Source organism: Acidovorax cavernicola (genome assembly GCF_003581445.1).
Map to the genome: position 1 here is coordinate 478,709 of NZ_QXMN01000001.1, position 12,535 is coordinate 491,243.

A 12,535-nucleotide genomic window follows, 5' to 3' on the forward strand; every position below is an offset into this window, starting at 1 on the left:
CTGACTGCGCTGGCGGGCGCCTCCAGCGCAGTCAGAGCGCCATGTGCCGCGCCAGCAGCACCGCCACATGCACCGCTTCGCGCTGCGCTCCGTCGCCGATCTGGTGCCTGCAGCTCGTGCCGTCGGCCACCACGATGGCGTCGGGCTTGGCGCGGATGGCGGGCAGCAGGCTCGCCTCGGCCATCTGCATCGACACATCGAAGTGACTGGCCTCGTAGCCGAAGCTGCCGGCCATGCCGCAGCATGAACTCTCGATCAGCTCCGGCTCAGCGCCTGGAATCAGCTTCAGCACTTCCATGATCGGGCTCACCGCACCGAAGGCCTTCTGGTGGCAGTGGCCGTGCAGCAGGATTGGTGCGGTGGCCGGCTTCAGCGCAAGCTGGAAGCGGCCGGCCTTGCGTTCGCGTGCGATGAACTCCTCGAACAGCAATGCCTGTCTGGCGACGGCTTGCGCCTTGTCGCCAAAGCCCATCACCAGCGCCTCGTCGCGCAGCGTGAGCAGGCACGAAGGCTCGAGCCCGACGATGGGAACGCCGGCTTGCGCCAGCGGCAGCAGCGCGTCGATCAGCGCTTCGGCGCGCACCTTGGCCTCGTTCACCATGCCGCTGGCCAGGAAGGTCCGGCCGCAGCAGTGGTGCCCGCCGCCCTTCTCCACCGTGTGCAGCGCATAGCCTGCGGCGTGCAGCACGCGCGCGGCGGCGAAGACGTTCTCGCTCTCGAAGGTACCGTTGAAGGTGTCGACGAACAGCACGGCGACCTTCTCGCCGCGTGCGGCTGCGGACAGCGCCGACGCCTTGTCGGTGAACAGACTTGCCGCTGCCGTGCCCTTCGTGCGCCAGAAGGTGTCGGCGCGCCATTCAGGCAATGAGCGCTTTGCCGAAAAGCCCAGCATCTTCTCGCCCAGCCATGCCGCGCCTGGCACGCGGTTGCGCAGGTTCAGCAGCCACGGCATGCGGCTGGCGCGGTGCGCGTAGTCGGGCATGTAGGCGACCAGCTTGTCCTTCAGCGTGTGGCCGTGGCGCTTCTTGTAGTGGTCGAGAAACTCGACCTTCATCTTCGCCATGTCGACGCCGGTCGGGCAGTCGCGCTTGCAGCCCTTGCAGCCGACGCACAGGTCCATGGTCTCGTGCATGGCTTCGCTGGTGAAAGCGTCGGCGCCGAGCTGGCCCGAGAGTGCAAGGCGCAACGTGTTGGCGCGTCCGCGCGTCAGGTGCTGCTCGTCGCGCGTCACGCGGTAGCTGGGGCACATGGTGCCGGCGTCGAACTTGCGGCAGTGGCCGTTGTTGTTGCACATCTCGACGGCCTTCGCGAGGCCGCCGGTGCTGTCGCCGCCAGTGCCCGGCGCGGTGGTCACTTCGGTCACGGGGTCGGCGTTGACGTTCCAGCCGGACCAGTCAAGCACCGGCTTGAGCTCGATGCGGCGATACGGCTTCGGCGCCGTGGGCGGCGCAAAGCGGAACAGCGAGCCGTCGTCCATGCGCGGCGGGTCGATGATCTTGCCGGGGTTGAACAGGCCGATCGGGTCGAGTTCCTGCTTGATCGCGCGGAAAGCCTCGTTGATCGCCGGCCCGAACTGCCATTCGACCCATTCGCCGCGGCACAGCCCGTCGCCGTGCTCGCCGCTGAAGGCGCCCTTGTACTTGCGCACGAGCGCGCTGGCCTCTTCGGCGATGGCGCGCATCTTTGCGGCACCGTCGGCGCGCATGTCCAGAATGGGCCGCACATGCAGCGTGCCGACCGAGGCATGGGCGTACCAGGTGCCGCGGCTGCCGTACTTCGCGAACACCTCGGTGAGCGCGTCGGTGTACTCGGCCAGGTGCTCCAGCGGCACGGCGCAGTCCTCGATGAAGCTCACGGGTTTGCCGTCGCCCTTGAGGCTCATCATGATGTTGAGGCCGGCCTTGCGCACGTCCCACAGGTTCTTCTGGCGCGCGTCGTCGGCCATCTCGACCACGCTGCCGGGCAGGCCGAGGTCGCCCATCAGTTCGACCAGTTGCTTCAGCCGCGGCAGAAGCGCCGCCTTGTCGGCGCCCGAGAACTCGACCAGCAGGATCGCCGCCGGCTTGCCGATCAGCGCCGTTTCCACCGTCGGCTTGAAGGCCGGGTTGGCCAGGCTCAGCTCGATCATGATGCGGTCAACCAGCTCGACCGCCGTCGGCCCGAGCTTCACGATGTGCTGCGCCGCGTCCATGGCCGCGTGGAAGGTCGGGAAGTTGACGATGCCCAGCACCTTGGCGCGCGGCAGCGGTGCGAGCTTGAGCTTCAGGCTGCGCGTGTAGGCCAGCGTGCCTTCGGCACCGATCAGCAGGTGCGCGAGGTTCACGCTGCCGTCGGCGGTGTAGGGCCGCTCGCTCTGGTTGTCGAAGATATCGAGGTTGTAGCCCGCCACGCGACGCATCACCTTGGGCCAGTGCTGCGCCATGGCCTCGCCGTGCTGGCGCGCCAGCCCGTGCACGAACTCGGCGATGCCCGCCGCGCGCGCGCCGAGCGTTCCCAACGGCCCGAACTCGACCAGCTCGCCACTCGACAGCCACGCGCTCGCGCCCAACACGTTGTGCACCATGTTGCCGTAGGCGATGGAGCGCGAGCCGCAGGAGTTGTTGCCCGCCATGCCGCCCAGCGTGGCCTGTGCGCTGGTCGACACATCGACCGGGTACCAGAGCCCGTGCGGCTTGAGCTGCGCGTTCAGGTGGTCGAGCACCAGGCCGGGTTCGACCGTCGCGGTGCCCTCTTCCACGTTCACGTCGAGCACACGGCGAAAGTGCTTGCTGTTGTCGATCACCAGCGCTGCGCCCGTGGTCTGGCCGCACTGGCTGGTGCCGCCGCCGCGCGCGAGCACCGGCACCTTCAGGTCGCGTGCGATGTCGATGGCGGTGGCGATGTCGCGCTCGTTGGTCGGCACGAAGGCGCCGACCGGGGTGATCTGGTAGATCGATGCGTCGGTGGCATAGCGCCCGCGCGAGCCGTCGTCGAACAGCACCTCGCCCTGCGTGTCGGCGCGCAGCCGGCGCGCCAGCAGTTCGCAGGTGTCATTGGGCGGAAGGACGGTTCCGGCTGGCTGCATGTGGCTGGCGGGATCGATGCGCATGGTGGGTGCTTAGCTCGTCTTGTTGCTCTTGCTCTTGGCCGTGGGATAAATCTCGCCGGCGCGCAGCAGCGCCAGCACCGTGTCGCGCTTGCGCAGCACGTGCGCCGTGAGCACCTTGCGCATGGCCTGCGCGTCGCGTGCGGCCAGGGCCTGCACCATCTGCTCGTGCTCCTCGACCGCGTGCTTCCACTTCACCTCGTCCTGGTTGGTGCGAAAGCGCAGCGACTGCACGCGGGCGTTGATCGAGCGGTAGGTGTTCGACAGCACCGGGTTCGCCGCCGCGTCGTTGATGGCCGTGTGGATGCGCGCGTTCAGGCGGTAGTAGCCCGACAGGTCGCGCCGCGCGAAGCAGGCCATCATTTCGTAGTGCAGCGCGCGCACCTCGGCCAGCTCCTCGTCGGTGATGCGCTTGGCCGCCAGCTCGCCCGACATGCCCTCGAGCATCGCCAGCACCTCGAAGGTGTTGAGCACGTCGGCCTCGGTGAGCTTCACCGCCACCGCGCCGCGGTTGGGCAACAGGTCGACCAGCCCTTCGGCTGCGAGCAATTTGATGGCTTCGCGCAGCGGCGTGCGCGACACGTTCAGCTGCAGGCACAGCTCGCGTTCATTGAGCTTCGCGCCCGGCGCGATGCGCCCTTCGACCAGCATGGTGCGCAGGCGCGATGCCACCTGGTCGTGCAACGCGAGCCTGGAGATTTCGATGATTTCAGCGGTCATGTGGTGGTCTTGTCATTCCCTTTGCTTGAATTTTGAATGCAAAAAGTTGACCTCACAACCTTAGTTGATAGGTGTAAACCAGTATTCATAAATGCATTTTGAATGCAAAACTAATCGCACAAGGAGAGCCCATGCTGCAACTCGACATCCATCCCACCGGCCGCCACTTCCTCCAGATTCCCGGCCCCAGCCCGGTGCCCGACCGCATCCTGCGGGCCATGAGCCTGCCCACCATCGACCACCGCGGCCCCGAATTCGGCACGCTGGGCCTGAAGGTGCTCGGCGGCATCCAGCAGATCTTCAAGACGAAGCACCCGGTGGCGATTTACCCGGCATCAGGCACCGGCGCCTGGGAAGCCGCGCTCGCCAACACGCTCAGCCCCGGCGACCACGTGCTCATGTACGAGACCGGCCACTTCGCGTCGCTGTGGCAGAAGATGGCCACGCGCCTGGGCCTGTCGACCGAGTTCCTCGCCTACGCCGGCACCGATGCTCATCTGCCGAATGCGCCCAGCTGGCGCCGCGGCGTGCAGGCCGAGCTCATCGAGGCGCGCCTGCGCAAGGACACCGAGAAGAAGATCAAGGCCGTCTGCGTGGTGCACAACGAGACCTCCACCGGCGTCACCTCCGACATCGCCTCGGTGCGCAAGGCCATCGATGCGGCCGGCCACCCGGCCCTGCTGATGGTCGACAGCATCTCCGGCCTGGCCAGCGCCGACTACCGCCATGACGAATGGGGCGTCGACGTCTGCGTGAGCGGCTCGCAAAAAGGGCTGATGCTGCCGCCCGGCATCAGCTTCAACGCCCTCTCGCCGCGCGCGCTCGAAGTCTCGAAGCACGCGAAGCTGCCCAAGGCCTTTTGGGCCTGGGACGAGATCGTGGAGATGAACAAGGACGGCTACTGGCCCTACACGCCGAACACCAACCTGCTGTACGGCCTGTCCGAGTCGCTCGACATGATCCTCGGCGAAGGCCTGGACAACGTGTTCGCGCGCCACCAGCGCTGGGCCGCCGGCGTGCGCGCGGCGGTCAACACCTGGGGCCTGCCGATCCAGTGCGCCGACCCGGCCGTGTACTCGCCCGTGCTCACCGGCGTGATCACGCCCGAAGGCGTCGATGCCGACGCCGTGCGCCGCCTCATCCACCGGCGCTTCGACCTGTCGCTGGGCACCGGCCTGGGCAAGCTCAAGGGCCGCATGTTCCGCATGGGCCACCTGGGTGACAGCAATGACCTCACGCTCGTGGCCATGGTCGCGGGTGTCGAGATGGGCATGAAGCTCAGCGGCATCAAGCTCGCGGGCAGCGGCGTGCAGGCGGCGATGGACCATTTCGCGAGCCACCCGGCCGCGCCGGTCACCCTGCAAAAGGCGGCCTGATCCGCGCACGCAGCACCGCTGCAGAACCACACCGGCCGCAGCGCATCGCTCGAACGATGCGGCGGCCCACCACCCTGCCGGGCCCGCGCAAGCGGCCCCCGGCACGCATCGGATTCCCCAACCGACGGAGACAAAGAAGATGCAAAGACGTTCCCTGATCCAGGCCGCCGCTGGCGCGGCCGCCACGCTGGGCGTGCCCCGGCTGTTCGCGCAGGAGTGGCCCACCGGCCCGGTGCGCATCGTGGTGGGCTTTCCACCGGGCGGCGGCACCGACGCGCTGGCGCGCGTGGTCGCTCAGAAGCTCACGACGATGTGGGGCCAGCAGGTCATCGTCGAGAACAAGGCCGGCGTCGCGGGCGTGCTCGCGGCCGACTACGTGGCGCAGCAGCCCAGCGACGGCAGCACGCTGCTCATGGCCCACATCAACAGCCACGCGCTCGCACCCAGCCTGCAGCCCAAGCTGCGCTACAACGTGGAGCGCGACTTCGTGCCGATCGTGCTGGTGGGCGTCACGCCCAACCTGCTCATCGCCAACCCGGCGCAGAAGGCGCTGAGCGTGAAAGACATCGTCGCCGCCTGCAAGGCCGCGCCTGGCACCGTGAGCTTCGGCTCGGCCGGTTCGGGCTCGGCGCAGCACCTGGCGCTGGAGATGTTCAAGCTGCAGGGCGGCGTCGATGCGATGCACGTGCCGTACAAGGGCAGCGGCCCGTTGCTCGCCGACCTGATGGGCGGGCAGATCCAGTTCAGCTTCGAGACCATGACCGCCGCCACGCCCCACGTGAAGAACGGCCGCGTGCTCGCGGTGGCGCAGACCCGCACCAAGCGCGCCAAGGGCCATCCCAACGTGCCGACGATGCAGGAGCAAGGCTTTGCCGGTTTCGAAGCCACCACCTGGTACGGTCTGGCCGGCCCCGGCAAGCTGCCTCCCGCGATCGCCCAGAAGGTGAACCGCGACGTCAACACCGTGCTCGCCATGCCCGACGTGCAGGAACGGCTCGACACCTACGGCGCGGAAGACGGCGGCGGTTCGCAGGACAAGTTCAAGCAGTTCATCAGCACCGAGATCGCCAAGTGGGCGAAGGTGGTGAAGGATGGCAAGGTGCAGGTCGAGACTTGAAAAACATGGCTCGCCCCCAGGCCTTGCGCGCTTCGTGTCGCATCGCCAACCCCCTGCCGGGGGCAACACCTGAGGCCCGGCAAAGCCGGTTCCTCGGTGTTCCGCGAAAGGCCGCCATCACCGGCCACGCTTTGCTGAGAAGATCCGACGAATGACCCCCGACCAAAAAGCCCTCACCGAAGCCCTCGTCACCGCACGTCAGGCCCACCGCACGCTCGACGCCACGCCCTGGACCGACGCGCTGCCAGACCCCACGCAGGCCTACGAAGTGCAAGACGCCGTGGCGGCAGCCCTCGGCTGGTTCGACGGCGTGCCGAAGACCTGGAAGTCCGGCGGCGGCTCGCGCAGCGCCACGCTCACGCACGCCCCGCTGCCCCCGTCCGGCGTGCGACAGAGCCCCGCCGACTTCAGCGACCTCGCGTTCCACACCCCCGGCATCGAAGCGGAGATCGCCTTGCGGCTCGGACAGGACGTGACGCCCGCGCAAGCCGCCGCGCTCGACCACGACAACGCAGCCGCCCTCATCGACGCCATGGCCGTCTCGGTCGAAATCGTCGATGCGCGCTGGCAGGACCTGGCCGCCACGCCCGCCCTGCTGCGCCTGGCCGACTCGCAGGTGCACGGCGCGCTCGTGCTCGGCGAGTGGCAGCCCTATGCCGCCGTCGACTGGGCTTCGCAGCGCTGCGAAACGAAGATCGGCGATGCAGAAACCGTCGTGCGCGAAGGCACGCATCCGCTGGCCGATCCGGCGTGGCTGCTGCCGATCTGGTTGCGGCACCTCACGCGCCACGGCCAGACCGTGCCCGCCGGCACCGTCGTGACCACCGGCTCGTGGGTTGGCGTGCTGCCCTGCCGCCGCGGCGATCAGGTGACGGCCGAGTTCCCCGGCATCGGCGCCGTGCGCTTGAGCGTGTAACGCCCGCCGCTCACGCCCGAGCAGGCCACCAGGAAGTCGAGCACCGCCCGCACCCGCGCGGGCAGCGTGCCGGCCTTGCCGATGTACACCGCGTGGATCGGCTCGATCTCGCCCGGATTGAATTCTTCGAGCAGCGGCACCAGCCGGCCGGCATCGATGTCGTGCTGGATGTGATACAGCGACAAGCGCGCCACACCCGCTCCCGCGATCGCCAGCTGCCGCAGCGTTTCGCCGTCGCCCGCGCGCACCGGACCCGCCACCGGCAGCATGACCATTCGGCCCTCGACACGCAGCGGCCACTCGGGCGTGTTGCGCCGGTAGCTCCAGCCCAGCCGGTTGTGCGCTTCCAGTTCCTGCGGCGTGCGCGGCGTGCCGTACTTCGCCAGGTAGTCCGGCGCAGCCACGATGGCCTGACTGGTTTCGCCCAGGCGCCGCGCCACGAGGTCGGACGCCGGCAACTGGCCCCAGCGGATCGCGATGTCGGCGCGCTCGTCCATCAGGTCGACGATGCGGTCGGTCAGTGCGATGTCGAGCGTGATCTGCGGATGCATCTCGAGCAGGCGCGGCACCAGCGGCACCAGCTTGTGATGGCCGAAAGACACGCTGGCGTTGATGCTCACCCGCCCGCGCGGCGCCGCACCGGCCGCGGCGCACCGTTCGGCCTCGTCCATGTCGGCCAGCACGCGCGTGCTGCGCTCGTAGAAATGCAGCCCCTCGGGCGTGAGCTGCAGCTTGCGCGTGGAGCGGTGCACCAGCTGGATGCCCAGGCGCAGTTCGAGCCGCGCCACCAGCTTGCTGACGGCCGAGGGCGTCATGTCCAGCAGCCGCGCCGCCGCCGAGAAACCACCCGACTCCACCACCTGCACGAAGGCTTCCATTTCGCCGGAGCGGTTGACGTCGATGCGCGGCATGGGCTTCCTTTATTGTGACTTCAATTCACAAGTGCATGTACTTGCGGCATTCTAGTCATCGACCCTGATTGTCCGCACAGTACAGGCATCATGCCCATCGCTCTCCTTGCCCTCACCGCCGGTGCCTTCGGAATAGGCACCACCGAGTTCGTCATCATGGGCCTGCTCATGCAGGTCTCGACGGATCTCCAGGTCTCCATCACGGCCGCCGGCCTGCTGATCTCGGGCTACGCGCTCGGCGTCGCGGTCGGCGCCCCCGTGCTCACCATCGCCACCCGCAAGCTGCCGCGCAAGACCGTGCTGCTCGCGCTGATGGCGATCTTCACGCTCGGCAACCTCGCCTGTGCGCTCGCGCCCAACTACGAGATGCTGATGGCCGCGCGCGTCATCACCTCGCTGGCGCACGGCACCTTCTTCGGCGTCGGCTCGGTGGTCGCCACCGGCCTCGTGGCGCCGGAACGCCGCGCCTCGGCCATCGCGATCATGTTCACCGGCCTGACCGCCGCCACGCTGCTCGGCGTGCCCGCCGGCGCATGGCTGGGCCTGCAGTTCGGCTGGCGCTCGACCTTCTGGGCCGTGACGCTGATCGGCGTGCTGGCTTTCGCGGTGCTCGCCGTGTTCGTGCCGCGCGTGAAGGGTGAGGTCAAGCCCGCTCCGCTGCGTGAAGAGCTCGCCGTGCTGGCGCGTCCGCAGGTGCTGCTCGGCCTGGCAATGACGGTGCTCGGCTTTGCCGGCGTGTTCGTGGTCTACACCTACATCCAGCCGCTGCTCACGCAAGTCACCGGCCTGTCGGAATCGGCGGTGTCGCCGGTCCTGCTGGTGTTCGGCGGTGGCCTGGCCGTGGGCAACATCCTCGGCGGCAAGCTGGCCGACCGGGCGCCGATGGCCGCCGTGTTCGGCACGCTGGTGGCGTTGGCGGTCGTGCTCGGCGCGATGCAGTTCACCATCGGCACGCCGTTCACCGCCGTGGTGTTCGTCGGCCTGCTCGGCGTGGCCTCGTTCGCGACCGTGGCGCCGATGCAGCTGCGCGTGCTCGAGAAGGCCTCGGGCGCAGGCCAGAACCTCGCGTCGAGCCTCAATATCGCGGCCTTCAACCTCGGCAACGCACTAGGCGCCTGGGTCGGCGGCGTGACGATCGACCACGGCCCGGGGCTTCACGCACTGGGCTGGGTGGCGGCGCTGCTCACGCTCGTGGGCCTGGCGATCGCGCTGTGGAGCCGCACGCTCGACCGGCGCGCACAGAAGACCGGTCAGCTGCCCGCCGACGGCGCCTCGGCACGGGCCTGATCGGCAGTCCCCAGCCGGCGCGCGAAGAACGAAAGGATCTCGTCGCGCGCCGCAATCGTCGGCTGGCCGGCTTCGTCGATCAGGTGCGCCGTCACCACGCTGTGCGGGCTCGCGACCACCTGCGAGAAGAACGATGGCAGGTCGCGCGTGTTGGCCGCGCTGTCGGACAGCACTCGGGCCACGAAACGGTCGCCCAGCGCTTCGGCATATGCCGCGAAGCGCTGCGCGCGGCAGAAGCGGTCTCCCTCGAAGCGGTAGGCCATCACGGTCAGGTCTTCGCGGTCGAGGCGTTGCCGCACCTGGGCGATCTCTTCCGGCGAAATCTCGATGCCCCCGGGGTTGTCCAGCGGCAGTGAAGGCTGCGACAGCACGGGCGCCAGCACAGCCGGCTCCAGCATCATCGTGAGCGCGAAGTTGCCGGTGAAGCACATCCCGATCGCGCCCACACCCGGCCCGCCGCACTCCGCATGCGCCAGCCGTGCCAGCGCGCGCAGCCACTGCGTGACCGGGCTCGAGGCATTGCCCGCGAAGGCGCGGAACTCGGCGCTCACGCAGGCGCGCTGGAACACGGCCTTGCCCTCTTCCGCATCCGGCACGGCGCCGTCGCGGCCGAACATCGACGGCATGTAGACCGTGAAGCCGGCCTCGCGCACCCAGCGCGCAAAGCGCGCCACGTGGGGGCTGATGCCGGGCATCTCGGTCATCACGATCACCGCCGGGCCGGAGCCGGCCACGTAGACCGCCTTGGTGGCGCCGTCGAGCGTGACCTCGCGGCGGGTGAAGTCGTCGAGCGGGTCGGGCGTGTGCGGGGGCTGTGTCATGGTCAGGATCAAGAGCTTGCGGTGGCTGCCATTGCACCCCGTGCGGCGCTAGACTGACAGTGTCTGTTTTGACGTTGATCGAGCTTTTTCAGCCATGCATGACTTCACCGTTCTCGTGCTTCCGGGCAGCTTCGCAACCAGCGTCGCCGTCACGCTCGATGTGCTGTCGGCGGCCGCCACGCTCGCGCCGCGCCACAAGATGCCGCGCCCCACCTGGCGCGTGGTGTCGCCCGAGGGCGGCCCGGTGCCGCTGAGCAACGGCCTGCAGATCGACACGGCGGCCATGCCCCGCCGCGCACGCGCCGACGGATCGACCTGGATCGTGCCCGGCCTGGGCGTCGACCGCCCTGCCGATCTCGCAGTGCGCCTCACCGACGACCACGCCAAGGCCGCCATCGATGTCGTGCGGCGCCATGCCACGCGCGGCGGCGCGGTGGCGGCTTCGTGCTCGGCGGTGTTCCTGCTGCAGGCGGCGGGCCTGCTGAGCGCGCGCCGCGTCACCACCTCGTGGTGGCTGGCGCCCGAGCTGCGCCGCCTCGAGCCCGGCTGCCATGTCGACGCCGACCGCATGGTGTGCGCCGACGGACCGGTGAGCACGGCGGGTGCGGCCTTTGCGCAGTCGGACCTCATGCTGCACCTGCTGCGCACACGCTTCGGCCCGGCGCTGGCCGAGTCCGTGAGCAAGGTGTTGCTGATCGACGGACGCCAGGCGCAGGCGCCGTTCGTCGTGCCGTCGATGCTGTCCAACGGCAACGAGCTGGTCGCGCGGCTCACGCAACGCATCGAAGCCGCATTGCCCACGCCACCCAGCGTGGCCGCGCTGGCCGAAGAGTTCGCGATGTCGCAGCGCACGCTGGCCCGGCGCGTGCGCGCCGCCACCGGCCTGGGCGCGCTGGCGCTGGTGCAGCGCGTGCGGCTCAACCGGGCCCGCATGCTGATCGAGAGCAGTCGCATGACCATCGACCAGGTCGCGACGCAGGTCGGCTACGAAGACGCCACGGCGCTGCGACGGTTGATGCGCAAGTCGGCCGGGGCGCCGCCAAGCCGCTTCCGGTCGGCCTTGCAGACCGCGTGACGCCGTGGCTGCAGAATGCGCCGTTCCATGACCTCACCGCTTGTCACCGTTCGCCCCGCTACCGCAGCCGACGCGCACACGCTCGCCGCGTTGGCGATCCAGGTCTGGCTCGACACCTACGCCACCGACGGCGTGAACGACCTGCTCGGGCGCTACGTGCTGTCGACCTTCACGCCCGCCGCATTCGCCGGGTGGGCCGAGGCGCCCGATGCCGCGCTGCGGGTGGCGCAGGTCGATGGCCATCTCGTGGGCTACGCGCTGCTGCAGTTCAACGCCGCACAGCCGCTGGCACCGCACTGCGATACGGAGCTGCGCACGCTCTATGTGCAGTCACCGTTCACGCGCAGCGGCGTCGGGTCGGTGCTGCTGCGCGAAGCTCGCAGTGCCGCGCATGCGCGTACGGGCAACGATGGTCTGTGGCTCACGGTGAACGTGAAGAACCAGCGCGCCTGCGCGTTCTACGAGAAGCACGGACTGGCCGTGACCGGGCTGACGCAGTTCGTGCTCGGCGAAGAGCGGCACGACAACCACGTGATGGCCACGCCACCCAACTGATCAGCCCAGCGGCAGCTCGATGCACGCCGCCAGCGGCACCTCCGTGATGCGCTCGCTGCTGGCCACGACGACCGCCCGCCCCGGCTGCGCGATGCGCCGCTCGATCGCCCGCCACAGGCCGTGGATCGAACGCGCATCGAGCGCACCGACCGGGTCGTCGAGCAACACCACGGGCCGTCCTGACGCCAGCGCGGCGGCCAGCCCGACCTTGCGGCGGGAGCCAGTCGACAGCATGAACATCTGCTTTTCCAGATGTGGTGCGAGCGAGAAGGCCTCGACCAGGCGCTGCCATTCGGCCGGATCGAAACCCGCATCGCCCGCGCCCAGCAAGTCGGTGCAGGCCCGCACGCTGAGCTGATCGAAGGCTTCCGACGCCGGCTCGCAGAAGAAGACCTGGCGCCGATAGGCCTCGGGCTCGGCGTCGAGCGCCACGCCGGCCGCATGCAGTTGCCCGGCCGATGCCTGTTGCATGCCTGCCAGCACGCGCAGCAGGGTCGATTTGCCGCTGCCTGTGTCGCCGTACAGCAGCGTCACCCCTTCGCCGATGGAGGCCGACCAGCCATCGGCCAGCGCGGGCTGGTCAGGGTAGGAAAAGTGCAGGTCCCGCACCTGCAGCGAAACCGAGGAAGTCATGGAAAGGCTCATGAACCGGTTGTATCCGAAACGCGAGAC

General features: G+C 69.0%; 11 protein-coding genes. 6 read left to right on the top strand and 5 right to left on the bottom strand.

Going from position 1 to position 12,535, the window contains the following annotated elements; all coding sequences use genetic code 11:
* Nucleotides 1–31: 31 nt before the first annotated feature.
* Together D3H34_RS02260 and D3H34_RS02265 are read right to left on the bottom strand one after the other, a co-directional pair.
* Nucleotides 32–3,088 carry an FAD-binding and (Fe-S)-binding domain-containing protein gene (locus D3H34_RS02260; protein ID WP_119551800.1) on the bottom strand — a complete coding sequence of 1,019 codons (3,057 nt, stop codon included), beginning with the start codon at nucleotides 3,086–3,088 and terminating at the stop codon, nucleotides 32–34.
* A gap of 9 nt (nucleotides 3,089–3,097) precedes the next feature.
* Nucleotides 3,098–3,805 carry a GntR family transcriptional regulator gene (locus D3H34_RS02265; RefSeq protein ID WP_119551801.1) on the bottom strand — a complete coding sequence of 236 codons (708 nt, stop codon included), beginning with the start codon at nucleotides 3,803–3,805 and terminating at the stop codon, nucleotides 3,098–3,100.
* A gap of 131 nt (nucleotides 3,806–3,936) precedes the next feature.
* Here D3H34_RS02265 and D3H34_RS02270 point away from each other — a divergent pair, with 131 nt between their 5' ends.
* From D3H34_RS02270 to D3H34_RS02280, 3 genes are all read left to right on the top strand, one after another.
* On the top strand, nucleotides 3,937–5,181 hold the full coding sequence (locus tag D3H34_RS02270) for a pyridoxal-phosphate-dependent aminotransferase family protein (protein WP_119551802.1): 1,245 nt from the start codon (nucleotides 3,937–3,939) through the stop codon (nucleotides 5,179–5,181).
* A gap of 139 nt (nucleotides 5,182–5,320) precedes the next feature.
* Nucleotides 5,321–6,298 carry a Bug family tripartite tricarboxylate transporter substrate binding protein gene (locus tag D3H34_RS02275; protein ID WP_119551803.1) on the top strand — a complete coding sequence of 326 codons (978 nt, stop codon included), beginning with the start codon at nucleotides 5,321–5,323 and terminating at the stop codon, nucleotides 6,296–6,298.
* 151 nt (nucleotides 6,299–6,449) lie between these two features.
* Nucleotides 6,450–7,214, top strand: a complete 765-nt coding sequence (locus D3H34_RS02280; protein ID WP_119551804.1) for a fumarylacetoacetate hydrolase family protein — start codon at nucleotides 6,450–6,452, stop codon at nucleotides 7,212–7,214.
* Here D3H34_RS02280 and D3H34_RS02285 read toward each other — a convergent pair.
* The gene (locus D3H34_RS02285; RefSeq protein ID WP_119551805.1) at nucleotides 7,163–8,125 is read right to left on the bottom strand and encodes a LysR family transcriptional regulator; all 963 of its coding nucleotides are present in this window, start codon (nucleotides 8,123–8,125) and stop codon (nucleotides 7,163–7,165) included. The two genes, D3H34_RS02280 and D3H34_RS02285, sit on opposite strands and share 52 nt — an antisense overlap.
* Before the next feature lie 90 nt (nucleotides 8,126–8,215).
* Between D3H34_RS02285 and D3H34_RS02290 the strand changes: the two genes are divergently transcribed.
* Nucleotides 8,216–9,412: an MFS transporter gene (locus D3H34_RS02290; protein WP_119551806.1), complete on the top strand. Its 1,197-nt coding sequence runs from the start codon at nucleotides 8,216–8,218 to the stop codon at nucleotides 9,410–9,412.
* On the opposite strand, the gene D3H34_RS02295 is transcribed toward D3H34_RS02290, so the two are convergent.
* Nucleotides 9,376–10,233 (bottom strand): dienelactone hydrolase family protein, encoded by an 858-nt coding sequence (locus D3H34_RS02295; protein ID WP_119551939.1) that lies wholly within the window; start codon nucleotides 10,231–10,233, stop codon nucleotides 9,376–9,378. The genes D3H34_RS02290 and D3H34_RS02295 overlap by 37 nt on opposite strands.
* A 94-nt stretch (nucleotides 10,234–10,327) precedes the next feature.
* On the opposite strand from D3H34_RS02295, the gene D3H34_RS02300 reads away from it, so the two are divergent.
* The gene (locus D3H34_RS02300; RefSeq protein ID WP_119551807.1) at nucleotides 10,328–11,308 is read left to right on the top strand and encodes a GlxA family transcriptional regulator; all 981 of its coding nucleotides are present in this window, start codon (nucleotides 10,328–10,330) and stop codon (nucleotides 11,306–11,308) included.
* 27 nt (nucleotides 11,309–11,335) lie between these two features.
* Nucleotides 11,336–11,863 carry a GNAT family N-acetyltransferase gene (locus D3H34_RS02305; protein ID WP_286185354.1) on the top strand — a complete coding sequence of 176 codons (528 nt, stop codon included), beginning with the start codon at nucleotides 11,336–11,338 and terminating at the stop codon, nucleotides 11,861–11,863.
* Here D3H34_RS02305 and D3H34_RS02310 read toward each other — a convergent pair whose 3' ends face one another.
* Nucleotides 11,864–12,496: an ABC transporter ATP-binding protein gene (locus D3H34_RS02310; RefSeq protein WP_286185355.1), complete on the bottom strand. Its 633-nt coding sequence runs from the start codon at nucleotides 12,494–12,496 to the stop codon at nucleotides 11,864–11,866.
* Nucleotides 12,497–12,535: the final 39 nt, after the last annotated feature.

Bases quoted from the DNA above. Each gene is read 5' to 3' on its own strand.
- D3H34_RS02260 (WP_119551800.1), bottom strand. From the start codon at position 3,088: ATGCGCATCGATCCCGCCAGCCACATGCAGCCAGCCGGAACCGTCCTT.
- D3H34_RS02265 (WP_119551801.1), bottom strand. From the start codon at position 3,805: ATGACCGCTGAAATCATCGAAATCTCCAGGCTCGCGTTGCACGACCAG.
- D3H34_RS02270 (WP_119551802.1), top strand. From the start codon at position 3,937: ATGCTGCAACTCGACATCCATCCCACCGGCCGCCACTTCCTCCAGATT.
- D3H34_RS02275 (WP_119551803.1), top strand. From the start codon at position 5,321: ATGCAAAGACGTTCCCTGATCCAGGCCGCCGCTGGCGCGGCCGCCACG.
- D3H34_RS02280 (WP_119551804.1), top strand. From the start codon at position 6,450: ATGACCCCCGACCAAAAAGCCCTCACCGAAGCCCTCGTCACCGCACGT.
- D3H34_RS02285 (WP_119551805.1), bottom strand. From the start codon at position 8,125: ATGCCGCGCATCGACGTCAACCGCTCCGGCGAAATGGAAGCCTTCGTG.
- D3H34_RS02290 (WP_119551806.1), top strand. From the start codon at position 8,216: ATGCCCATCGCTCTCCTTGCCCTCACCGCCGGTGCCTTCGGAATAGGC.
- D3H34_RS02295 (WP_119551939.1), bottom strand. From the start codon at position 10,233: ATGACACAGCCCCCGCACACGCCCGACCCGCTCGACGACTTCACCCGC.
- D3H34_RS02300 (WP_119551807.1), top strand. From the start codon at position 10,328: ATGCATGACTTCACCGTTCTCGTGCTTCCGGGCAGCTTCGCAACCAGC.
- D3H34_RS02305 (WP_286185354.1), top strand. From the start codon at position 11,336: ATGACCTCACCGCTTGTCACCGTTCGCCCCGCTACCGCAGCCGACGCG.
- D3H34_RS02310 (WP_286185355.1), bottom strand. From the start codon at position 12,496: ATGACTTCCTCGGTTTCGCTGCAGGTGCGGGACCTGCACTTTTCCTAC.